Origin of the sequence: Pseudaeromonas aegiceratis, assembly GCF_046254905.1 — a bacterium.
GTDB classification, from domain to species: domain Bacteria; phylum Pseudomonadota; class Gammaproteobacteria; order Enterobacterales; family Aeromonadaceae; genus Pseudaeromonas; species Pseudaeromonas aegiceratis.
On the sequence record NZ_CP158016.1, the window covers coordinates 1436874 to 1457889 of the forward strand.

At 60.6% G+C, this 21016-nt stretch carries 20 protein-coding genes, 2 tRNA genes and 2 pseudogenes; 17 read left to right on the forward strand and 7 right to left on the reverse strand.

What is annotated here, in order from left to right:
• Position 1 precedes the first annotated feature (1 nt).
• Both dnaJ and greA read left to right on the forward strand, forming a co-directional pair.
• Positions 2-1135 carry a molecular chaperone DnaJ gene (dnaJ, locus tag ABHF91_RS06790; RefSeq protein WP_409422699.1) on the forward strand — a complete coding sequence of 378 codons (1134 nt, stop codon included), beginning with the start codon at positions 2-4 and terminating at the stop codon, positions 1133-1135.
• A gap of 188 nt (positions 1136-1323) precedes the next feature.
• On the forward strand, positions 1324-1800 hold the full coding sequence (greA, locus tag ABHF91_RS06795) for a transcription elongation factor GreA (protein WP_409422700.1): 477 nt from the start codon (positions 1324-1326) through the stop codon (positions 1798-1800).
• Positions 1801-1865: 65 nt separating this feature from the next.
• On the opposite strand, the gene yhbY is transcribed toward greA, so the two are convergent.
• Positions 1866-2162 carry a ribosome assembly RNA-binding protein YhbY gene (yhbY, locus tag ABHF91_RS06800; protein WP_409422701.1) on the reverse strand — a complete coding sequence of 99 codons (297 nt, stop codon included), beginning with the start codon at positions 2160-2162 and terminating at the stop codon, positions 1866-1868.
• Between the two features lie 94 nt (positions 2163-2256).
• Here yhbY and rlmE point away from each other — a divergent pair, with 94 nt between their 5' ends.
• From rlmE to pnp, 15 genes and pseudogenes are all read left to right on the forward strand, one after another.
• Positions 2257-2886, forward strand: a complete 630-nt coding sequence (gene rlmE / locus ABHF91_RS06805; RefSeq protein WP_409422702.1) for a 23S rRNA (uridine(2552)-2'-O)-methyltransferase RlmE — start codon at positions 2257-2259, stop codon at positions 2884-2886.
• Between the two features lie 43 nt (positions 2887-2929).
• Positions 2930-4912, forward strand: coding sequence for an ATP-dependent zinc metalloprotease FtsH (gene ftsH / locus ABHF91_RS06810; RefSeq protein WP_409422703.1), 1983 nt, complete (start codon positions 2930-2932; stop codon positions 4910-4912).
• 54 nt (positions 4913-4966) lie between these two features.
• Positions 4967-5806 carry a dihydropteroate synthase gene (folP, locus tag ABHF91_RS06815; RefSeq protein ID WP_409422704.1) on the forward strand — a complete coding sequence of 280 codons (840 nt, stop codon included), beginning with the start codon at positions 4967-4969 and terminating at the stop codon, positions 5804-5806.
• An 8-nt stretch (positions 5807-5814) separates the two neighbouring features.
• Entirely contained in the window at positions 5815-7146 is a 1332-nt protein-coding gene (glmM, locus tag ABHF91_RS06820) for a phosphoglucosamine mutase (RefSeq protein ID WP_409422705.1), read from the forward strand.
• 289 nt (positions 7147-7435) lie between these two features.
• Positions 7436-7774, forward strand: coding sequence for a preprotein translocase subunit SecG (secG, locus tag ABHF91_RS06825; RefSeq protein WP_409422706.1), 339 nt, complete (start codon positions 7436-7438; stop codon positions 7772-7774).
• 12 nt (positions 7775-7786) lie between these two features.
• Positions 7787-7872: transfer RNA gene (locus ABHF91_RS06830), tRNA-Leu, on the forward strand.
• 64 nt (positions 7873-7936) lie between these two features.
• Positions 7937-8013: transfer RNA gene (locus ABHF91_RS06835), tRNA-Met, on the forward strand.
• Between the two features lie 188 nt (positions 8014-8201).
• Positions 8202-8660, forward strand: a complete 459-nt coding sequence (gene rimP / locus ABHF91_RS06840) for a ribosome maturation factor RimP (RefSeq protein ID WP_409422707.1) — start codon at positions 8202-8204, stop codon at positions 8658-8660.
• Positions 8661-8674: 14 nt separating this feature from the next.
• Positions 8675-10174 (forward strand): transcription termination factor NusA, encoded by a 1500-nt coding sequence (nusA, locus tag ABHF91_RS06845; protein ID WP_409422708.1) that lies wholly within the window; start codon positions 8675-8677, stop codon positions 10172-10174.
• Positions 10175-10190: 16 nt separating this feature from the next.
• A pseudogene (locus tag ABHF91_RS06850) lies at positions 10191-10593 on the forward strand (translation initiation factor IF-2 associated domain-containing protein); the annotation flags it as partial.
• 77 nt (positions 10594-10670) lie between these two features.
• Positions 10671-12851, forward strand: a pseudogene (gene infB, locus ABHF91_RS06855) (translation initiation factor IF-2); the annotation flags it as partial.
• A 53-nt stretch (positions 12852-12904) separates the two neighbouring features.
• Positions 12905-13306: a 30S ribosome-binding factor RbfA gene (gene rbfA, locus ABHF91_RS06860; RefSeq protein WP_409422709.1), complete on the forward strand. Its 402-nt coding sequence runs from the start codon at positions 12905-12907 to the stop codon at positions 13304-13306.
• A gap of 2 nt (positions 13307-13308) precedes the next feature.
• Positions 13309-14277: a tRNA pseudouridine(55) synthase TruB gene (gene truB / locus ABHF91_RS06865; RefSeq protein ID WP_409422710.1), complete on the forward strand. Its 969-nt coding sequence runs from the start codon at positions 13309-13311 to the stop codon at positions 14275-14277.
• 107 nt (positions 14278-14384) lie between these two features.
• Positions 14385-14654 carry a 30S ribosomal protein S15 gene (gene rpsO / locus ABHF91_RS06870; protein WP_409422711.1) on the forward strand — a complete coding sequence of 90 codons (270 nt, stop codon included), beginning with the start codon at positions 14385-14387 and terminating at the stop codon, positions 14652-14654.
• Positions 14655-14840: 186 nt separating this feature from the next.
• The gene (gene pnp / locus ABHF91_RS06875) at positions 14841-16994 is read left to right on the forward strand and encodes a polyribonucleotide nucleotidyltransferase (protein WP_409422712.1); all 2154 of its coding nucleotides are present in this window, start codon (positions 14841-14843) and stop codon (positions 16992-16994) included.
• Between the two features lie 68 nt (positions 16995-17062).
• Here pnp and ABHF91_RS06880 read toward each other — a convergent pair whose 3' ends face one another.
• From ABHF91_RS06880 to yegQ, 6 genes are all read right to left on the reverse strand, one after another.
• Positions 17063-17581 carry an RBBP9/YdeN family alpha/beta hydrolase gene (locus ABHF91_RS06880; RefSeq protein WP_409422713.1) on the reverse strand — a complete coding sequence of 173 codons (519 nt, stop codon included), beginning with the start codon at positions 17579-17581 and terminating at the stop codon, positions 17063-17065.
• Between the two features lie 145 nt (positions 17582-17726).
• Entirely contained in the window at positions 17727-18530 is an 804-nt protein-coding gene (gene suhB / locus ABHF91_RS06885) for an inositol-1-monophosphatase (RefSeq protein WP_409422714.1), read from the reverse strand.
• Between the two features lie 97 nt (positions 18531-18627).
• On the reverse strand, positions 18628-18984 hold the full coding sequence (locus tag ABHF91_RS06890) for a DsrE/DsrF/TusD sulfur relay family protein (RefSeq protein ID WP_409422715.1): 357 nt from the start codon (positions 18982-18984) through the stop codon (positions 18628-18630).
• 63 nt (positions 18985-19047) lie between these two features.
• Positions 19048-19293, reverse strand: coding sequence for a GrxA family glutaredoxin (locus tag ABHF91_RS06895; RefSeq protein WP_409422716.1), 246 nt, complete (start codon positions 19291-19293; stop codon positions 19048-19050).
• Between the two features lie 22 nt (positions 19294-19315).
• Positions 19316-19561 (reverse strand): YfhL family 4Fe-4S dicluster ferredoxin, encoded by a 246-nt coding sequence (locus ABHF91_RS06900; protein WP_409422717.1) that lies wholly within the window; start codon positions 19559-19561, stop codon positions 19316-19318.
• Between the two features lie 2 nt (positions 19562-19563).
• A complete protein-coding gene (yegQ, locus tag ABHF91_RS06905) occupies positions 19564-20931 on the reverse strand; it encodes a tRNA 5-hydroxyuridine modification protein YegQ (protein WP_409422718.1) in 1368 nt (455 codons plus the stop codon).
• Positions 20932-21016 lie beyond the last annotated feature (85 nt).

The window sequence follows — 21016 nt, forward strand, 5'->3', positions numbered from 1 at the left end:
TATGTCCAAACGCGATTATTACGAGGTTCTGGGAGTAGAGCGCACCGCCGACGAGAAGGAAATCAAGAAGGCATACAAGCGCTTGGCCATGAAGCTGCACCCGGACCGCAACCGGGGCAGCAATGACACCGAAGAGCAGTTCAAGGAAGTCAAGGAAGCCTACGAGATCCTGAGCGACGCGCAGAAGCGGGCCGCCTATGACAAGTTCGGCCATGCCGGCGTGGATCCCAACATGGGAGCCGGGGGCGCCGGCTTCGGTGGCGCTGACTTTGGCGACATCTTCGGCGATGTGTTCGGTGACATCTTTGGTGGCGGCGGCCGACGGGCCCAGCGGCCTTCCCGTGGCGCGGATCTGCGCTACAACCTGGAGCTGTCGTTGGAAGAGGCCGTGCGCGGCATCACCAAGGAGATCAAGGTCCCGACCCTGGTGGGCTGTGACGAGTGCCATGGCTCAGGGGCCAAACCGGGTTCCCAGGCCCAGACCTGCCCGACCTGTCATGGTTCCGGTCAGGTGCAGATGCGCCAGGGCTTCTTCGCCGTCACCCAGGCCTGTCCCCACTGTCGGGGCAAGGGCAAGATAGTGACGGACCCGTGCCGCAAGTGTCACGGGGAAGGGCGCTACCAGAAGACCAAGACATTGTCGGTGAAGATCCCGGCCGGGGTCGATACCGGGGATCGCATCCGGCTGGCCGGCGAAGGCGAGGCGGGGGAAAACGGGGCCCCGGCAGGGGATCTGTACGTTCAGGTGCACGTCAAGGAGCATCCCATCTTCGTGCGGGATGGCAACAACCTCTACTGCGAGGTGCCCATCAGCTTCACCAATGCCGCCTTGGGCGGTGAGGTGGAGGTGCCGACCCTGGAAGGCCGCCTGAAGCTGAAGATACCGCCAGAGACCCAGACGGGGCGCATGTTCCGCATGCGGGGCAAGGGGGTGCGTTCCCTGCGCTCCGGGGCAGAAGGCGATCTGATCTGCAAGACTGTGATCGAGACGCCAGTGAACCTGAGCGACGCCCAGAAGGAGCTGCTGCGCCAGTTGGAGGAGTCCATCAGCGGTGAGGAAGCCAAGGTGCACAAGCCCAAGGCGGAAGGTTTCTTCGAAGGGGTGAAGCGCTTCTTCGACGATCTCACCAGCTGACGGCGAGCCGTATCCCAGCTAGCCTACGCACGGTGCGCAGGTGAATTGTGCCGTGGTTCGTATTACACTGGCCCCTATTCTGCTGGATGACGCGGCTCGATTGCCGCGGGTTACCAACGAGATGTCTACTCGGCGCCTTGGCGCCGAGTAGTCTTTTTTTCTTTTGATCAGATAAACGAGTGTTGATTATGAGTCAGACGCCGATGACAGTGACTGGCGCGCAAAAGCTGCGTCAGGAACTTGAACACCTCAAGACGGTCATGAGACCGCAGATCATCGCCGCCATCGCGGAGGCCCGTGAGCACGGCGATCTGAAGGAAAATGCCGAATACCACGCCGCGCGGGAGCAGCAGGGTTTCTGTGAAGGCCGCATTCAGGAGATCGAGGCTAAGCTCTCCAATGCCCAGATCATCGACATTGCCAAGTTGCCGCACAATGGCCGGGTGGTGTTTGGGGTGACTGTCACCCTGATGAACTGCGATACCGAAGAAGAGATCAGCTACCGCATCGTGGGTGACGACGAGGCGGACATCAAGGAGCGCCTCATCTCCGTCAATTCACCCATAGCCCGTGGCCTGATAGGCAAAGAGGTGGACGATGTGGTGAACATCAGAACGCCGGCCGGCGATGTGGAATATGAAATCCTGGCGGTGGATTACCGTTAAGCTATGATGGCGCCACGACAAAGGGGGCCTTGGCCCCCTTTGTCGTGTGTGTCCTAAGCCGAAGATTATTTCTTCGGTAGTACCAGCTTCGGCTCCTGAGCCGGGCGGTACAGGGTCAGGATATTCCCCATGGCCTGCACCTGGCAGGCGCCGGTTTCCCGGACGATGGCCGCGTTGATCAGCTGTTTGGTTTCGCGGTCAGGTGCACTGACCCTTACCTTGATCAACTCATGATGGGCCAGGGCAGCGTCAATTTCGGCCAGTACCCCTTCGGTGAGGCCGTGTTGACCCAGCAGTACCACCGGTTTGAGGCTGTGCGCCAGACCCTTGAGATATTGCTTCTGTTTGGTCGTGAGATTCATGGGAATTTTCTTCGTTATCCGGGTTGAAAGCGGTACATTCTACCCCCATCTGCCCCTTAATACTAATAGCCTTTATGGCTTAGCGTGAGTTTCGATGAGTAAGAAAAAGCGTTCCGCCAGCTCCTCCCGCTGGCTCAAAGAACACTTCGATGACAAGTATGTACAGCAGGCACAAAAGCAGGGGTTGCGTTCCCGTGCCGTGTTCAAGATTGACGAGATCCAGCAGCGTGATCGGCTGATCAAGCCGGGCATGACGGTGGTGGATCTGGGGGCCGCCCCGGGCGGCTGGTCCCAGTTTGCCGTGGAGCAGGTAGGCAGCAAGGGCCGCGTGGTGGCGTGCGATATCCTGCCCATGGATCCCATTGCCGGGGTGGACTTCCTGCAGGGGGACTTCCGGGACGAGGCCGTGCTGGCCGCCTTGCTAGAACGGGTGGGTGATGACAAGGTGGATGTGCTGATGTCCGATATGGCGCCAAACATGTCCGGAAACCTCGGCGTGGATCAGCCCAGATCCATGTATCTCGTCGAGCTGGCGTTGGACATGTGCCGTCAGGTACTGGCACCGAACGGCGCCTTCGTGGTGAAGGTGTTCCAGGGGGCCGGTTTTGAGGAATATCTCAAGGAAGTCAGATCCTTGTTTAGCGTGGTCAAGAGCCGAAAACCGGATTCGTCCAGAGCCCGTTCACGGGAAGTCTACATTGTAGCTACAGGTTTTAAACTGTAGTAACCTTTGAACGTTCTAAGCCATCAGTTGTGAGGTTAGTGATTTGAGTGACATGGCGAAAAACTTGATCCTTTGGCTGGTCATTGCCGTGGTGTTGATGTCTCTGTTTCAGAGCTTCAGTCCCAGCGATTCTTCCGGCCGCCAGATGGATTATTCGACGTTCGTGAAGGAAGTCTCCCAGGACCAGATCCGCGAGGCTCGCATCGATGGCAAGGTGATCAGTGGTGCGAAGCGCGACGGCGAGTCGTTTACCACCATCATTCCGACTCAGGATCCCCAATTGATCAACGACCTGCTCAAGCACAATGTGCGGGTGCGGGGCGTGAAGCCAGAAGAGCCTAGCCTGCTGGCCTCCATCTTCATCTCCTGGTTCCCCATGCTGCTGCTCATCGGCGTCTGGGTCTTCTTCATGCGCCAGATGCAGGGGGGCGGTGGCAAGGGCGCCATGTCCTTTGGCAAGAGCCGGGCCCGCCTGATGGGTGAGGATCAGATCAAGACCACCTTTGCCGATGTGGCCGGTTGTGACGAGGCCAAGGAAGAGGTGAAGGAGCTGGTGGATTACCTCAAGGATCCTACTCGCTTCCAGAAGCTGGGCGGCAAGATCCCCAAAGGGGTCTTGATGGTGGGGCAGCCGGGTACCGGTAAGACCCTGCTGGCCAAGGCCATTGCCGGCGAGGCCAAGGTGCCCTTCTTCTCCATCTCAGGTTCCGACTTCGTGGAAATGTTTGTCGGGGTGGGGGCCTCCCGGGTGCGGGACATGTTCGAGCAGGCCAAGAAGTCTGCCCCCTGCATCATCTTTATCGATGAAATCGACGCCGTGGGTCGTCAGCGTGGCGCCGGCCTGGGTGGCGGTCACGATGAACGTGAGCAGACCCTGAACCAGATGCTGGTGGAGATGGATGGCTTCGAGGGCCATGAGGCGGTGATCGTCATCGCCGCCACCAACCGTCCCGATGTGCTGGACCCGGCCCTGCTGCGTCCGGGCCGCTTCGACCGCCAGGTGGTGGTGGGGCTGCCGGATGTCCGTGGTCGTGAACAGATCCTCAAGGTGCACATGCGCAAGGTGCCGTTGGGCGACGACGTGGATGCGGCGGTGATCGCCCGTGGTACCCCGGGTTTCTCCGGTGCGGATCTGGCCAACCTGGTGAATGAGGCGGCCTTGTTCGCCGCCCGTAGCAACAAGCGCCTGGTGGGCATGACGGAGTTCGAACGCGCCAAGGACAAGATCATGATGGGCGCGGAGCGCAAGTCCATGGTGATGACCGACAGCGAGAAGGAGATGACCGCCTATCACGAAGCCGGCCATGCCATCGTCGGGCGTCTGGTGCCGGAGCATGATCCTGTCTACAAGGTCTCCATCATTCCCCGTGGCCGTGCCCTGGGTGTGACCATGTATCTGCCGGAGCAGGATCGCTGGAGTCACTCCAAGCAATATCTGGAGTCCATGATCTCCAGCCTGTACGGTGGCCGCCTGGCCGAAGAGATCATCTACGGCCGGGAGAAGATGACCACAGGGGCCTCCAACGATATCGAGCGGGCCACCGAGCTGGCGCGCAAGATGGTGACCCAGTGGGGCATGTCCGAAGAGTTGGGTCCCCTGCTGTACGCCGACGAGGACGGTGAAGTCTTCCTGGGCCGCTCGGTGGCCAAGGCCAAGCACATGTCTGATGACACGGCGCGACTCATCGATGCGGAGATCAAGCATGTGATCAACCGCAACTACGACAGAGCCAAGCATGTACTCAACGAGAATCTGGATATCCTGCACGCCATGAAGGATGCCCTGATGAAGTATGAGACCATAGACGCCAAGCAGATCGACGATCTCATGGCCAGACGAGAAGTGCGTCCGCCCATGGAGCAGCGCTCCTCGGATGATTCCTCCTCCCTGAACGGGACCGGTGGCGAAGGCGTGGCTGACGCCGAGGCCCAGGCCGAGGCCGAGATTCCGCCTCGGGATGAGCCTGAACAGGCCACCATAGATGTGGAGCCGACACCGCCCAAGGCCAGCGACAGCAACGCCTGATTGGCAGTCTGATAAACCCCGGGAGTTCCCGGGGTTTTGTTTTGGAGATTTCGCATGTTGTTACGTTGTAAGGGGCGTGAGCTGGATCTGCGGCAGCCCCAGGTCATGGGTATCCTCAATGTCACCCCAGACTCGTTTTCCGATGGCAATCACTATCGCCAGAAGGAGGCAGCCCTGCGCCAGGCGGCGCGCCTGTGTGCCGATGGCGCCAGCCTGCTGGATATCGGCGGCGAGTCGACCCGTCCCGGTGCTGCCGAGGTATCGGTGCAGGAGGAGCTGGATCGGGTGATGCCGGTGGTGGAGGCCGTGCTGGCCGAGCTGGATGTCATGGTGTCGGTGGATACCTCCAAACCCGAGGTGATCCAGGCCAGCTGTGCGGCGGGCATCCATCTGGTCAACGACATTCGGGCCTTGCGGCTGCCGGGTGCCCTGGCGGCGGCCGCCGCCGATCCCGAGGTGCTGGTGTGCCTGATGCACATGCAAGGTGACCCCCAGACCATGCAGATAGCGCCGCACTATGGCGACATGTTGGCGGAGGTGCGCCACTTCCTGGTGGCGCGCATGCAGGCCTGTGAACGGGCCGGCATCGGCCGTGAACGTCTGCTGCTGGATCCGGGGTACGGCTTTGGCAAGACGGTGGAGCAGAACTACCGGTTGCTGGGCCACCAGGCCAGCTTCCTGACCTTGGGCTGTCCGCTGTTGGTGGGCATGTCACGCAAGTCCATGATTGGCAACCTGCTGCAGCGGCCGGTAAATGAGCGGTTGGCCGGCAGTTTGGCGGCGGCCCTCTTTGCGGCTCAGGCAGGGGCGCGTATCATCCGTGTCCACGATGTCAAAGAGACCTATGATGCCCTCAGGGTCTTTGGCTATGCCCAAGAGTGCAGCGCGCAGTAAGGAGCAGCATGAGCAGACAATATTTCGGTACCGACGGCATCCGTGGCAAGGTGGGGGATTGTCCCATCACGCCGGATTTTGTGATGAAGCTGGGCTGGGCTGCCGGCCAGGTGTTGGCCAAGCAGGGCACCCGCAAGGTCCTGATCGGCAAGGATACGCGCATCTCGGGCTACATGCTTGAGGCGGCGCTGGAGGCGGGTCTGTCTGCCGCCGGACTGAAGGCCGTGCTGCTCGGCCCCATGCCGACCCCCGCGGTGGCCTATCTGACGCGCACCTTCCGCGCCGAGGCCGGCGTGGTGATCAGCGCCTCCCACAATCCTTACTACGACAACGGCATTAAATTCTTCTCCACCGATGGCACCAAGCTGCCGGATGAGGTGGAGCAGGCCATTGAGGCGGCCATGGATCTGCCGCTGCACTGCGTCGAGGCCGCCCAGCTGGGCAAGGCCAGCCGGGTGGATGATGCGCCGGGCCGCTACGTAGAGTATTGCAAGGGCACCTTTCCCAGTGAGTTGAGCCTGGATGGCCTCAAGCTGGTGGTGGACTGCGCCCATGGGGCGACCTACCACATAGCCCCCCTGGTCTTCCGGGAGCTGGGCGCCGAGGTGATCGCCATGGGCTGTAGTCCGGATGGCCTCAATATCAATGCCGGGGTGGGTTCAACCGCACCCCAGGCCCTGGTTGAGCGAGTGCAGGCTGAGCAGGCCGACATGGGCATTGCCTTCGACGGTGACGGGGATCGCCTCATCATGGTGGATCACCAGGGCAACTTGCTGGACGGGGATGTACTCCTCTACCTCATCGCCCGGGATTGCCAGGCGCGCGGTGTGCTGCACGGTGGTGTGGTGGGCACCTTGATGTCCAATCTGGGGCTGGAACTGGCGTTGGCCGATCTGGAAATCCCCTTCGTGCGGGCCAAGGTGGGTGACCGTTATGTGATGGAGCTGCTCAAGGAGCGGGGCTGGCGCCTGGGTGGGGAAAACTCAGGCCATATCATCTGCCTGGACCAGACCACCACGGGCGATGGCATCATTGCGGCATTACAGGTATTGCGGGCGGTTCGCCGGCAGGGCATGGGGTTAGCCCAGCTGCGGGAACTGGTTCCCCTGTTCCCGCAGGTTCTGGTCAATGTGCGGTTTCGCGAAGGGCAGGATCCGGTTGCGGCGCCTGCGGTGCAGGCCGCCGTCCAGGCGGCAGAGGCCAGACTGGCCGGTCGCGGTCGTGTGCTGCTGCGCAAATCCGGTACCGAGCCCCTGATCCGCGTGATGGTGGAAGGGGAGGATGCGACCCTGGTTCAGGGGCTGGCCGAGACCATTGCCGAGGTGGTTCGCGCGAGCTAACGCTGCGAAAATACTCATAATTGTTTGTTTTGTTGAGAAATTGCCCAAACAGCCCAGAAATTTAAAATTCTGCTTGTTTCCTACCATCAGGCTGGCTAGTATTAGCCCCGCTCCAGCAGGGGAGGCCCGTCAGGGTGCTTCCGCCACGCTAAGGAGCGGCAAGCTGCCAGCCTGTCTGGGCAATTCATCAGCTGATTTGATGACCTCAAGCCGACCGCGTTGGCTTGCTAGGATGGTGGAATAAATGCCTCGGCCGCGTGAGCTGGCCGTGTTTAGACAGGGTAAGCAAATGTACGAAATTCTCCTGGTACTGTATCTGTTGATCTCCCTGGGTCTGATTGGCCTGGTACTGATCCAGCATGGTAAGGGAGCCGGCATGGGAGCCTCCTTCGGTGCCGGTGCGTCAAATACAGTTTTTGGTGCTGCAGGTTCTGGTAATTTCCTGACCCGTACCACCGCCATCCTGGCAACGGTATTCTTCGTGATTAGCCTGGTGCTCGGCGCCATGACCAATCAGAAGCTCAAGCCGACCGAGGATTGGAGTAACCTGGATCAGGCTAAGACTGAACAGGCGGCTCCGTTGGCGACCCAGGATTCTGCCGCGCAGAATACCGACGTTCCCAACTGATAGACAGTTTTAGCCGAGCTGGTGGAATTGGTAGACACGCTATCTTGAGGGGGTAGTGCCTATCTGGCGTGCGGGTTCAAGTCCCGCGCTCGGCACCAAATGTAGAGAGTTGTCTGGCTTGCAGCCATATGGCTAGACAATTATAATCTCGCTAGTTTCGGACGCGGGGTGGAGCAGCATGGTAGCTCGTCGGGCTCATAACCCGAAGGTCGTAGGTTCAAATCCTGCCCCCGCAACCAAATTCTCGTCCATGGCTGTTGCAGTGCTCTTGCTGCAGGACGGCCACTCTTGGAGTGGTAATCAGGGTCCAGTGAAAAAGCCCCGATTGGAATATCGGGGCTTTTTTGTTATCTGATTTCCACCGTCCGTGGCGGGGCGGGCTGTACTTCACTGGGCTATAGGCCCTTTTTTTATTTATGGGGGTAGCTTGGCTACGTTAGAACAACGCCTGACTCAAATGCTCGAAGCGCCGGTGGAGGCGCTGGGCTACGAACTGTGGGGCATCGAATATGTTCGTGCCGGCAAGCACTCAACGCTGCGGGTCTATATCGAACATCCCGATGGCATCACGGTGGAGGATTGTGCCGAGGTGAGTCATCAGGTCAGTGCCGTGCTGGATGTGGAAGATCCCATCAGCACCGAATACTACCTGGAGGTCTCCTCGCCAGGATTGGAGCGCCCTCTGCTCAAACTGTCTCATTTTTCGCGTTATCTGGGCGAAGTGGCCACGGTGACGTTGCGCATGGCGATGAACAATCGCCGTAAATACAAAGGTGTCATCAAGCTGGTCGAAGGGGAAACCATCACCCTGACCGTCGATGGACAAGACGAGATGCTGGCGTTTGCCAACATTCAACAAGCCAATCTGGTTCCTAACTTTGATTGACGAGGCAATCGGACATGAATAAAGAAATTCTGCTAGTGGTCGATGCGGTCTCCAATGAAAAGGCCGTTCCCCGCGAGAAAATTTTCCAGGCGCTGGAAACGGCCCTGGCTACCGCCACCAAGAAGAAATATGAAGGTGACATCGAAGTCCGTGTTGCCATCGATCGCAAGACCGGCGATTTCGACACCTTCCGCCGCTGGGAAGTGGTGGACGTCGAAGGGGTGCTGGAAAACCCCTTCCGCGAGATCACCCTGGACGCCGCACGGGTGGACGAACCCGAGATCCAGGTCGGTGAGTTCGTCGAGGATCAAATTGAATCCATTACCTTCGACCGTATCACCACCCAGACCGCCAAGCAGGTGATCGTGCAGAAGGTGCGCGAAGCCGAGCGGGCCCAGGTGGTGGAGCAGTTCAAGGATCAAGAAGGCAGCATCATCACCGGCGTGGTGAAGAAAGTGAACCGGGACAACATCATCCTGGACCTGGGCAGCAATGCCGAAGCCGTGCTGTATCGCGATGACATGCTGCCCCGCGAAACCTTCCGTCCCGGCGACCGCATTCGCGGTCTGCTGGCGGCGGTGAAGCCCGAGGCTCGCGGCAGTCAGCTGTTTGTCAGCCGTGCCCATCCGGACTTCCTGAAGGAATTGTTCCGCATCGAGGTGCCGGAAATCGGCGAAGAGATCATCGAGATCAAGGGCGCCGCCCGGGATCCCGGTTCCCGTGCCAAGATTGCCGTGAAGACCAACGATCGCCGCATTGACCCCGTCGGGGCCTGTGTGGGGATGCGAGGTGCCCGGGTGCAGGCTGTCTCCGGTGAACTGGCCGGTGAGCGGATCGACATAGTGCTGTGGGATGACAACGTCGCCCAGTACGTGATCAACGCCATGGCGCCGGCGGATGTGGCCTCCATCATCGTCGATGAAGACCACCACACCATGGACATCGCCGTGGTAGCCAGCAACCTGGCGCAAGCCATCGGTCGCAACGGGCAGAACGTCCGTCTGGCTTCCCAGCTTACCGGCTGGGAGCTCAACGTCATGACGGTCGAAGAGATGCAGCAGAAGCACCAGGCGGAAAAGGATCGCATCCTGAACCTGTTCACCCAGGCGCTGGATATCGATGACGAGTTTGCCGACGTGCTGATCGAGGAAGGTTTCTCCACCTTGGAAGAGATCGCCTATGTGCCGATGAACGAGCTGTTGTCCATCGATGGTCTGGATGAAGACATGGTGGAAGAGCTGCGGGCGCGGGCCAAGCAATCCCTCTCCACCCGGGCCCTGGCTAAGGAAGAGTCCTTCGAAGGCGTCGAGCCGGCCGAGGATCTGCTGTCCCTGAACGGGCTGAGCCGTGAATACGCCTACATGCTGGCGGCACGCGGGGTGGGAACCCTGGAAGAGCTGGCCGAGCAGGGTATCGACGATCTGATGGGGATCGAAGGAATGACCGAAGAGAAGGCGGGCCAACTCATCATGGCTGCCCGCAATATCTGTTGGTTCGGTGAGCAGGCCGAATAATCTGCGGAGGTAATGAATGGCAGAAGTATCAGTAAAACAACTTGCCCAAGATATCGAGACCCCGGTGGAGCGTCTTCTTCAGCAGTTCTCCGCGGCTGGTATAACCAAGTCCGTGGAAGACATGGTGAGCGAAGATGAGAAGCAGAACCTGCTGGCCCATCTAAAGCAACAGCATGGTGGCGATAGCGACACCGAACCCAAGCGTATGACATTGCAGCGCAAAACCAAAAGCACCTTGAGTGTCCAGGGCGCAGGTGGTAAGAACAAGTCTGTTCAAGTGGAAGTGCGCAAGTCCAAGACCTACGTCCGCCGCTCCGCGGTGGACGATGCCCAGCGGCAGGAAGAGGAAGAGCGGGCGCGTCAGGAAGCTGAACGTCAGGCTCAGGAAGAGAAGGCCCGTCAGGAAGCGGCAGCGGCAGAAGCCCGCGCCAAGGCTGAGCAGGCCAAGGCCCAGGAACAGGCGCGCAAGAGTGCCGCGGCCAAGAATGAGCCTCCCAAGAAGGCTCATAAAGAGGTAGACGAGATGGCCAAGCGGGAAGAAGAGGCGCTCAAGCGCCAGCAGGAGCAGGAAGCTCAACGCAAGGCAGAAGCCGAAGCCGAACGCAAGGCCGAGGAAGCCCGTCGTTTGGCGGAAGAGAACTCAGCCCGCTGGGCTGAAGAGGAAGTCGCCCGTAAGAAGGCCGAAGAGGCGGATGACGAGAGCGGCAATACCTCCACCTTCGTCAAGGAAGCCGAGGCCGAGCGTGAGCGCCAAGCCGAGTCCCGTGGCCGTCGCCGTCCTGCCGTGGCCAAGGCCAAGAAGGGCCATGACGATGACCGTCGCGATCGTGAAGATCGGGCCCGTGGCCGTGCCAAGGGCAAGCGGGGTCGCATCAGTGCCCCCAGCTCCATGCAGCATGGTTTCAACAAGCCGGCGCAGCCGGTTAACCGCGACGTGGTGATCGGCGAGACCATCACAGTCGGCGAGTTGGCCCAGAAGATGGCGGTCAAGGCGGTTGAGGTGATCAAGGTGATGATGAAGATGGGCGCCATGGCGACCATCAACCAGGTCATTGATCAGGAAACCGCCCAGCTGGTGGCCGAAGAGATGGGCCACAAGGTGACTCTGCGTCGTGAAAACGAGCTGGAAGAGGCCGTGCTGCAGGATCGTGATTCCAACGCCGAGGCCCAGCACCGTGCGCCCGTGGTGACCATCATGGGTCACGTCGACCACGGTAAGACCTCCCTGCTGGACTACATCCGTAAGGCCAAGGTCGCGGCGGGTGAGGCCGGTGGTATTACCCAGCATATCGGTGCGTATCACGTACAAACCGACAACGGCATGATCACCTTCCTGGATACCCCGGGTCACGCGGCCTTTACCGCCATGCGTGCTCGTGGTGCCAAGGCTACCGATATCGTGATCCTGGTGGTGGCGGCAGATGACGGCGTCATGCCCCAGACCATCGAAGCCATTCAACACGCCAAGGCCGGTAACGTGCCCCTGGTGGTGGCGGTGAACAAGATCGATAAGCCGGCCGCCGATCCGGATCGGGTGATGAACGAGCTGACCCGCTACGGTGTGGTCTCCGAAGAGTGGGGTGGTGATACCCAGTTCGTGCAGGTTTCTGCCAAGACCGGTCAGGGGATCGACGATCTGCTGAACTCCATCCTGCTGCAGGCCGAAGTGCTGGAACTGACCGCGGTGGAAGATGCCATGGCGTCCGGTGTGGTCATCGAATCCCGCCTGGACAAGGGCCGTGGCCCGGTTGCCACCGTGCTGGTGCAAGAAGGGACCCTGCGGCAGGGCGATATCGTGCTGTGCGGTCTGGAATACGGCCGGGTGCGCGCCATGCGCGACGAGCTGGGCCAAGACGTCAAGGAAGCCGGTCCCTCCTTCCCGGTGGAGATCCTGGGTCTGTCCGGGGTGCCGTCCGCCGGTGACGAAGCGACCGTGGTGCGTGACGAGAAGAAGGCCCGTGAAGTGGCCCTGTATCGTCAAGGCAAGTTCCGCGAAGTCAAGCTGGCGCGTCAGCAGAAGGCCAAGCTGGAGAACATGTTCTCCAACATGACCGAAGGCGAAGTCTCCGAGCTGAACGTGGTGCTGAAGGCCGACGTTCAGGGTTCAACCGAAGCTATCTGCGACTCCTTGCTGAAGCTCTCCACCGACGAAGTGAAGGTGAAGATCATCGGCTCCGGTGTCGGTGGTATCACGGAAACCGACGCCAGCCTGGCGGCCGCCTCCAATGCCATCATCCTGGGCTTCAACGTCCGCGCCGATGCCTCCGCCCGTCGCATCATAGAGTCAGAAAACCTGGATCTGCGTTACTACTCCGTGATCTACGATCTGATCGATGAGGTGAAGCAGGCCATGAGCGGCATGCTGGCGCCGGAGTACAAGCAGGAGATCATCGGTCTGGCCGAGGTGCGCGACGTGTTCAAGTCACCGAAGTTTGGTGCCGTGGCCGGCTGTATGGTCACCGAAGGGACCGTCAAGCGCAACAACCCCATCCGAGTGCTGCGTGACAACGTGGTCATCTATGAAGGCGAGCTGGAATCCCTGCGTCGCTTCAAGGATGACGTGCCCGAGGTCAAGAATGGCTACGAATGTGGTATCGCCGTGAAGAACTACAACGACGTTCGCGTCGGCGACCAGATCGAAGTCTATGAGACCGTCGAGATCCAGCGCACGCTGTAATCCATAGCCAAAAACAGGGGGCTTAACGGCCCCCTTTTTGTCAGGAATTTTCCATGAGTAAAGAATTCAGCCGTGCCCGCCGTGTGGCGCAGCAGGTGCAGCGGGAAGTGGCCCTGATACTGCAGCGGGAGATCAAGGATCCCCGTATCGGTATGGTCACCGTCTCCGACGTGGAGGTGAGCCGCGACCTGCAGCACGCCAAGATCTTTGTCACCTTCCTCTTCGATGATGAGCCGAACATCAAGGCGGGTCTGAAGGTGTTGGAAGACGCGGCCGGCTATGTCCGGATTTTGCTGGGTAAGGCCATGCAGCTGCGGGTGGTGCCCGAGTTGCGCTTTGCCTATGATAAGACCCTGGTTGAGGGCATGCGCCTGTCCAACCTGGTGACCAACACGATTCGCGAAGACGAGCGCCTGCACCAGGACGCCGGTCACAGCGAGGAGGAAGAAGAGTAAAGATGTCTCGACGACGTCGTTTCAAGGGCCGTGATGTGCACGGCATACTGCTGTTGAACAAGCCCAGCGGCATCAGCTCCAACGATGCCCTGCAGCAGGTCAAGCGTATCTATAACGCCGCCAAGGCGGGTCATACCGGTGCCTTGGATCCCCTGGCCACCGGCATGTTGCCCATCTGCCTGGGGGAGGCCACCAAGTTTTCCCAGTTCCTGCTGGATGCGGACAAGCGCTACCAGGTGACTGCCCAGCTGGGGGTGCGGACCGATACCAGCGACGCCGAGGGCGAGGTGATCAGTCGCCGTCCGGTGGCGGTGACCGCCGAGCAGCTCGCCGCCGTGTTGCCGCGTTTCATGGGGGAAACCATGCAGGTGCCCTCCATGTATTCCGCCCTCAAGCACAATGGCCGACCGCTGTACGAGTATGCGCGGGAAGGGATCGAGGTGGAACGCGAGGCGCGCCCCATCACCATCTATGATCTGACGCTGCTCCACTTCAGCGGTGATCAGCTGAGCCTGGATGTGCACTGCTCCAAGGGCACCTACATTCGCACCCTGATCGACGATCTGGGCGAGCTGCTGGGCTGTGGTGCCCATGTGACCGCCCTGCATCGCAGCCAGGTCGCCGGCTATCCGGCGGATCGCATGCTGACCCTGGAGCAGCTGGAGACCATCTTCTCCCGCTGTAAGCAGGCCGGCAGTCCGCCGCGGGAGCAACTGGATCCCCTGTTGCTGCCCATGGACACCGCGGTGGCGGCGCTGCCCGAGGTGAACATGTCGGCCATCGTGGCCAGCTATGTCAATCAGGGCCAGGCGGTACAGGTGCCTGGCGTGCCCCTCGAGGGGTTCGTGCGCATGACGGTGGGTGAGGAACGCGAGTTCATCGGGGTCGGCGAGATCGACGACGATGGCAAGGTGGCTCCCCGCCGGCTGGTGCGTATCGCCGGCGACGATGAGGAAGAAGAGCAGGCCTGAATGGCTTGCCTTGGTCCGGGGAGTGTGGGAGAATCCGCTGCCCTTTTTGGCTGAATTAGTGATCGGCCAAAATCACTTAGTAAGTTTGAATGAATTGGAGAATGACTATGTCACTAAACGCCGAAACCAAAGCACAAATCGTTGCTGAACACGCTCGTGGCGCCAACGACACCGGTTCACCGGAAGTTCAGGTTGCCCTGCTGACCGCCCAGATCAACCATCTGCAAGGTCACTTCGCCGAGCACAGCAAGGATCACCACGGTCGTCGTGGTCTGCTGCGCATGGTTTCCCAGCGTCGCAAGCTGCTGGACTACCTGAAGCGTAAGGACGAAGCGCGTTACGTTTCCCTGATCCAGAAGCTGGGTCTGCGTCGTTAATCGACGACAAGCACAAGCTGCTATTCGCAAAAAGGAGGCTTTGGCCTCCTTTTTTTCGTTTGCTGCCGATGGCCGCGACTGTGTGCGGGCGCAAACTCTTACTGCTTGACGCTCTTACCTTTTGCCGGCGTTAGGCTATACTGGTGCGCTAAATTAAGCGACCAAACACAGACAAAGGAAATTCAAGTGAATCCTATTGTAAAAACCTTCCAATACGGTCAACACACCGTCACCCTGGAAACCGGGGTTATGGCCCGTCAGGCCTCTGGCGCCGTCATGGCGAGCATGGATGACACCGCCGTTTTCGTTGCGGTAGTCGGCAGAAAAGAAGCGACTCCGGGCCGGGATTTCTTCCCGCTGACCGTGAACTATCAGGAGCGTACCTACGCGGCTGGTCGCATTCCGGGAGGTTTTTTCAAGCGTGAAGGCCGCCCCAGTGAAGGCGAAACCCTGATCGCCCGTCTGATTGACCGCCCGATCCGTCCCCTGTTCCCGGAAGGTTTCCTCAACGAGGTGCAGGTGATTGCCACCGTGGTCTCCTCCAACCCCAAGGTGCCGACGGATATCGTTGCCATGCTGGGTACCTCTGCGGCCCTGGCCGTCTCCGGCATCCCGTTCAACGGCCCCATCGGTGCCGCCCGTGTGGGTTATGCCAACGGTCAATACCTGCTGAACCCCACCGCGGATGAGATCAAGGACAGCCAGCTGGATCTGGTGGTGGCCGGTACCGAATCCGCCGTGCTGATGGTGGAGTCCGAGGCGCAAATCCTGCCGGAAGACGTCATGCTGGGTGCTGTGGTCTATGGCCACGACCAGATGCAGACCGCCATCAAGGCCATCAATGAATTCGCCGCCGAGGCCGGTGCCAAGCCCTGGAACTGGGTGGCCCCCGCCGTCAACACCGATCTGAAGGCCAAGATTGCCGAGCTGGCCACCGCCGAGCTGGGTGAAGCCTACCGCATCACCGAGAAGGCCGTGCGTTACGAAACCATCGGCGCCATCAAGCAGAAGGTGATCGATCAACTGGTGGCTGCAGATGAGACAGTCGATGCCAAGCTGGCCGGTGAGCTGTTCCATACCCTGGAGAGCGAGATCGTCCGTGGCCGCGTGCTGCGTGGCGAACCGCGGATCGACGGCCGTAATCCCCAGATGATCCGTGCCCTGTCCGTGGGGACCGGTCTGCTGCCGCGGGTGCACGGCTCCGCCCTGTTCACCCGGGGTGAAACCCAGGCCCTGGTGACTGCCACCCTGGCCACCGAACGCTCCGCCCAGATCATCGACGAGCTGGCCGGTGAGCGCGTCGACCGCTTCATGCTGCACTACAACTTCCCGCCCTACTGCGTCGGTGAAACCGGCATGGTGGGGTCACCCAAGCGCCGCGAGATCGGCCACGGTCGTCTGGCCAAGCGTGGTATCGCCGCCGTGATGCCGAGCCAGGACGTGTTCCCCTACACGGTACGTGTGGTGTCCGAGATTACCGAGTCAAACGGCTCCTCCTCCATGGCCTCCGTCTGCGGCTCCTCCCTGGCGCTGATGGATGCCGGTGTGCCCATCAAGGCCTCCGTGGCCGGTATCGCCATGGGTCTGGTGAAGGAAGGCGACGAGTTTGTCGTGCTGTCCGACATCCTGGGTGACGAAGACCACCTGGGCGACATGGACTTCAAGGTGGCCGGGACCACCGAGGGCGTGACCGCCCTGCAGATGGACATCAAGATCGAAGGCATCACCAAGGAAATCATGGAAGTGGCCCTCAAGCAGGCCCGCGACGCCCGTCTGCACATCCTGAAGGTGATGGACGAAGCCATGCCCCAGTCTCGTGCCGAGATCTCCGACTATGCGCCGCGTATTCACACCATCAAGATCAACCCTGAGAAGATCAAGGATGTGATCGGCAAGGGCGGTTCCGTGATCCGTGCCCTGACCGAAGAAACCGGCACCACCATCGAGCTGGACGATGACGGTACCGTGAAGATCGCCGCCGTGGACGGCGACGCTGCCAAGGAAGCCATCCGTCGCATCGAAGCCCTGACCGCCGAGGTGGAAGTGGGTCGCATCTACGAAGGCAAGGTGGTTCGCCTGGCCGACTTCGGTGCCTTCGTCAACATCCTGCCCGGTAAAGATGGTCTGGTGCACATCTCCCAGATCACTGAAGAGCGAGTGAAGGACGTGAACGACTACCTCAAGATGGGTGACGTGGTGCGTGCCAAGGTGCTGGAAGTGGATCGCCAGGGCCGTGTCCGCCTGTCCATCAAGGAAGCGGTGCGGGACGAAAATCCCCAAGCTGCCGCCCCGGTCGTAGAAGAAGCGCAACCGGTCGTCGAGGCCCCCAGCGAGGAGTAATTTCCCCGCATGAAAAAAGCCCATCCTCTGGATGGGCTTTTTTTTGTCCGTCCTTTACCGACTTCGGATTACAGGCCGCGCAGATGCGCCGCCAGCCGCGCCAGGCCATCCGGCCAGTGACCGTGGCCGGAGTCCGCATTGACGTGACCCTGGCTACCCAGGTGCTGCGGGGTCAGCTGCCAGCGGCGCGCCAGCAGCGCTGCCCGGTCGGCGGCGAGCCAGGGATCGTTATCGGACAGCAATAGGCTGGTGGGGCAGGTGGGTGGCGGCAGGGCTTCGTCCGGAATGGCAAAATGGGCGGGATCCGGTGGCGCCACCAGAAACAGGCTGGCGATTTTCTCCGGGTGAGTACTGGCGGCACTGAGACTCGCCAGACAGCCAAAGGAGTGGGCCACCAGATGTAGCGGCGTGGGGCTGTCGGCCAGATGCCGGCAGAGTACCTGGGTCCACTGGGCCAGATCCGGCGTCTGCCAATCCTGATCCCGTACCCGCCGCCACTGGGGGTGGGTGGCATGCCAACGGGTTTGCCAGTGGTCCGGACCACTGTCCTGATAGCCTGGGACCAGCAGCAGGGGGAGATGATTCATGGCGTAAGTCCTCACGGGGATGAGCAGCCAGTCTGCCTCAAGTGATAAGGCAAATTAAATATATAAAGAGACTATTTAATATCTCTTTGAAATAAAAGAGGCCACCCTGGGGTGGCCTCTCTGCTTGGCGCTGTGTCCCTTTGGCTTACTTGGCCAGGGACTCAGGAAGATCCTCGCGGATCTTGGCCAGCAGGCACTTCACCACCCGCGGGTTGCCGCAGACGATGTTGCCGCTGGTGTAGAAGTTGTGCCCGCCGACGAAGTCGGTGGCCAGGGCACCGGCTTCCCGGGCGATCAGCTCACCGGCGGCCAGATCCCAGGGCTTGAGGCACATTTCCCAGTAACCGTCGACACGGCCGGCGGCCACGTAGGCCAGATCCAGGCTGGCGGTACCGGCACGGCGGATATCGGCGCACTCGGTGAAGATGCCATCAAACATCTTCTTGTAGGCGTCCAGGTAGTGACGGTGGCGGTGGGGGAAAGAGGTAGCCAGCACAGTGCCGTCCAGGCTCTTGGATTGGCCGACGCGGATGCGGTAGCCGTTCAGCTGGGCGCCGTTACCCCGGCTGGCGGTGAACAGCTCGTTGCGCAACGGGTCGAATACCACACCCACTTCGGTGCGGCCCTTGACGCGCAGGGCGATGGAGACGGCGATGTGGGGGATACCCTTGACGAAGTTGGTGGTGCCATCCAGCGGGTCAATGATCCATTGATATTCGGAGTCGGCATTGCCTTGAACACCGAATTCTTCGCCGATGATGCTGTGGTCGGGATAGGCCTTGAGCAGGGTGGAGACGATGGCCTGTTCGGCTTCGCGGTCCACGTTGGTAACCAGGTCGTTTTTGGCCTTTTCAGCCGTCTGGACGTTGGCGTGATCGCCAAAGTTCTTGGCAATGACTTGTCCTGCGTTGCGCGCCGCGCGCACAGCAATGTTCAGCATGGGATGCATAAATTGACTCACCAGATGTTAAAGAACGGGTTTTATGGGCGGGGCGCATTATACGGAGTGGCCGCCGCCCTGACAATGATTATGTGGTCCTCGCCGGCTAGAAAGTGAGCACCTTGTCCGCCACCAGGCTCCATTGGGCCAGATCCACCAGGGTGCCAATCTCGACCCCTTCGAGCAGCGGCAGGCTGCTGATGCCACGGGCATCGCTACAGGTCTTGCACAGCTTCACCGGCACGTCCTGGGCGGTGAGGATATCCAGCATCTGGCGCAGGTGATAGCCCTCGGCCGGCTTCTGGCCTGGCAGGGCGGCGGTCACCGCATCGGAGAGCAGGAACAGGCGCAGCGCAAGATTGGCATCCTGCTCCTTGAGGGCGATGGCCAGGCGTAGGGCGTTAAACAGGGCCTCGCTGCCATAAGGGGCGCCGCTGGCCACGATCAGGATCTGTTGGGACATAAAAAAGGCTCCATGAAGAGGAGCCTGTGAGCATAGCCTGGCGGGGCAGGGTAAACCTTGATCTCAGGCTTGTCCCTGTTCGCTCAGCCAGGCGGCAAAGTCGGTATAGCCACCGATATGCTGGTCGCCGACGAAGATCTGCGGCACGGTGCGCACCGGCTTGCCGACGATGTCGTGCAGATCGGCGATGCTCATCTGCTTGGCATAGATATCGATGTACTCGAACTCGAAGCCCTTCTGGCGGCAGACAGAGACGGCCATGTCGCAGTAGGGACACATGGGCTTGCCGTAGATGGTGACTTTTTCCATTACTTGCTCCTTAGGCTGCAGGCTAGGAATGCAGCGTAACAAATTTTTCCCACAATGCCTCCTGGCTTTCTGGATGCTGGGGGTCCCAGATGATGCAGTCGATGGGACAGACGGCGATGCAGGTCTGGTGTTCGTAGAAGCCGACGCACTCGGTGCAGCGGGCCGGGTCTATCTCGTAGACCTTGGCCCCCATGGTGATGGCCTGATTGGGGCACTCAGGCTCACACATGTCGCAGTTGATGCATTTGTCGGTGATGAGCAGCGCCATCGTCAGCCGGCCTTCTGGTGGGGCTGACGGGTATTGGCGTCGCCGTCCAGGTTGCGCAGCAAGATGCCGAAGTTCACATCCACCTCCTGGGGGACCGGCAGGTAGACGGTGTGACCGTCACCGGGGGCCACTTCGATCTGTTCGCCCTTGCGGTTTTCCAGCTGGCTGAGATCGAAGGTGAGATTGCCTTGGGGGGTCATCAGCTCCAGGCGGTTGCCCAGCAGGAACTTGTTCTTCACCGCCACCTCCACCAGGCCATCGGCGCGGCGGCCGGTGATCTCGCCGACAAACTGCTGGCTGTCGGAGACGGAGTAGCCGTAGTCGTAGGTCTGGTAGTCGCTGTGGGCGTGGCGGCGCAGGAAGCCCTCGGTGTAACCCCGGTGGGCCAGGTTCTCCAGGGTCTTCATCAGATCCCGGTTGAAGGGCCGGCTGGCCACCGCATCGTCGATGGCCTGGCGATAGACCTGGGCGGTGCGGGCGCAGTAGTAGAAGGACTTGGTGCGCCCCTCGATCTTCAGCGAATGCACCCCCAGTTTGGTGAGGCGCTCCACGTGCTCGATGGCCCGCAGATCCCGGGAGTTCATGATGTAGGTGCCGTGCTCGTCCTCGAAGGCGGTCATGAACTTGCCGGGGCGGTTCTTCTCCTCCAGCAGCACCAGCTGATCCGTGGGTTGGCCCAACCCCAGGGTGGGTTGCACCTGCACCGGGATCGGCTCCTGCTTGTGGACGATTTGGCCGACGTCGTCTTCCTTGCCCTCGTGCACCTTGTACTCCCAACGACAGGCGTTGGTACAGGTGCCCTGATTGGGGTCGCGCTTGTTGATGTAGCCGGAGAGCAGGCAGCGGCCTGAGTAGGCCATGCACAGGGCGCCGTGGACAAACACCTCCAGCTCGATGCCGGGGCACTGCTGGCGGATCTCTTCGATCTCATCCAAGGAGAGCTCCCGGGAGAGGATGACCCGCTCCAGGCCCATCTGCTCCCAGAACTTCACCGTGGCCCAGTTGACCGCATTGGCCTGCACCGACAGATGAACCGGCATGTGGGGGAAGTGCTCCCGCACCAGCATGATGAGGCCGGGATCGGACATGATGAGGGCGTCTGGGCCCATGTCCACCACGGGGCGCATGTCGCGCACGAAGGTCTTGAGCTTGGAGTTGTGGGGCTGGATGTTGGCCACCACGTACAGCTTCTTGCCCAATGCATGGGCCTCGTCGATGCCCAGCTGCAGGTGCTCGTGGTCGAATTCGTTGTTACGCACCCGCAGGCTGTAACGGGGTTGGCCGGCATAGACGGCATCGGCGCCATAGGCGAACGCATAGCGCATGTTCTTCAGCGTTCCCGCCGGAGAAAGCAACTCGGGTCTGAACATATTGTCTCTCTTGGGTCTGATCACAGGTCAGGACGGCTTCACCTGATGAAGCCGGGGAGGGGATTGTACGTCAAGGTGTGCGGCG

Bases quoted from the DNA above. Each gene is read 5' to 3' on its own strand.
- dnaJ (WP_409422699.1), top strand. From the start codon at position 2: ATGTCCAAACGCGATTATTACGAGGTTCTGGGAGTAGAGCGCACCGCC.
- greA (WP_409422700.1), top strand. From the start codon at position 1,324: ATGAGTCAGACGCCGATGACAGTGACTGGCGCGCAAAAGCTGCGTCAG.
- yhbY (WP_409422701.1), bottom strand. From the start codon at position 2,162: ATGAATCTCACGACCAAACAGAAGCAATATCTCAAGGGTCTGGCGCAC.
- rlmE (WP_409422702.1), top strand. From the start codon at position 2,257: ATGAGTAAGAAAAAGCGTTCCGCCAGCTCCTCCCGCTGGCTCAAAGAA.
- folP (WP_409422704.1), top strand. From the start codon at position 4,967: ATGTTGTTACGTTGTAAGGGGCGTGAGCTGGATCTGCGGCAGCCCCAG.
- glmM (WP_409422705.1), top strand. From the start codon at position 5,815: ATGAGCAGACAATATTTCGGTACCGACGGCATCCGTGGCAAGGTGGGG.
- secG (WP_409422706.1), top strand. From the start codon at position 7,436: ATGTACGAAATTCTCCTGGTACTGTATCTGTTGATCTCCCTGGGTCTG.
- nusA (WP_409422708.1), top strand. From the start codon at position 8,675: ATGAATAAAGAAATTCTGCTAGTGGTCGATGCGGTCTCCAATGAAAAG.
- rbfA (WP_409422709.1), top strand. From the start codon at position 12,905: ATGAGTAAAGAATTCAGCCGTGCCCGCCGTGTGGCGCAGCAGGTGCAG.
- truB (WP_409422710.1), top strand. From the start codon at position 13,309: ATGTCTCGACGACGTCGTTTCAAGGGCCGTGATGTGCACGGCATACTG.
- rpsO (WP_409422711.1), top strand. From the start codon at position 14,385: ATGTCACTAAACGCCGAAACCAAAGCACAAATCGTTGCTGAACACGCT.
- ABHF91_RS06880 (WP_409422713.1), bottom strand. From the start codon at position 17,581: ATGAATCATCTCCCCCTGCTGCTGGTCCCAGGCTATCAGGACAGTGGT.
- suhB (WP_409422714.1), bottom strand. From the start codon at position 18,530: ATGCATCCCATGCTGAACATTGCTGTGCGCGCGGCGCGCAACGCAGGA.
- ABHF91_RS06890 (WP_409422715.1), bottom strand. From the start codon at position 18,984: ATGTCCCAACAGATCCTGATCGTGGCCAGCGGCGCCCCTTATGGCAGC.
- ABHF91_RS06895 (WP_409422716.1), bottom strand. From the start codon at position 19,293: ATGGAAAAAGTCACCATCTACGGCAAGCCCATGTGTCCCTACTGCGAC.
- ABHF91_RS06900 (WP_409422717.1), bottom strand. From the start codon at position 19,561: ATGGCGCTGCTCATCACCGACAAATGCATCAACTGCGACATGTGTGAG.
- yegQ (WP_409422718.1), bottom strand. From the start codon at position 20,931: ATGTTCAGACCCGAGTTGCTTTCTCCGGCGGGAACGCTGAAGAACATG.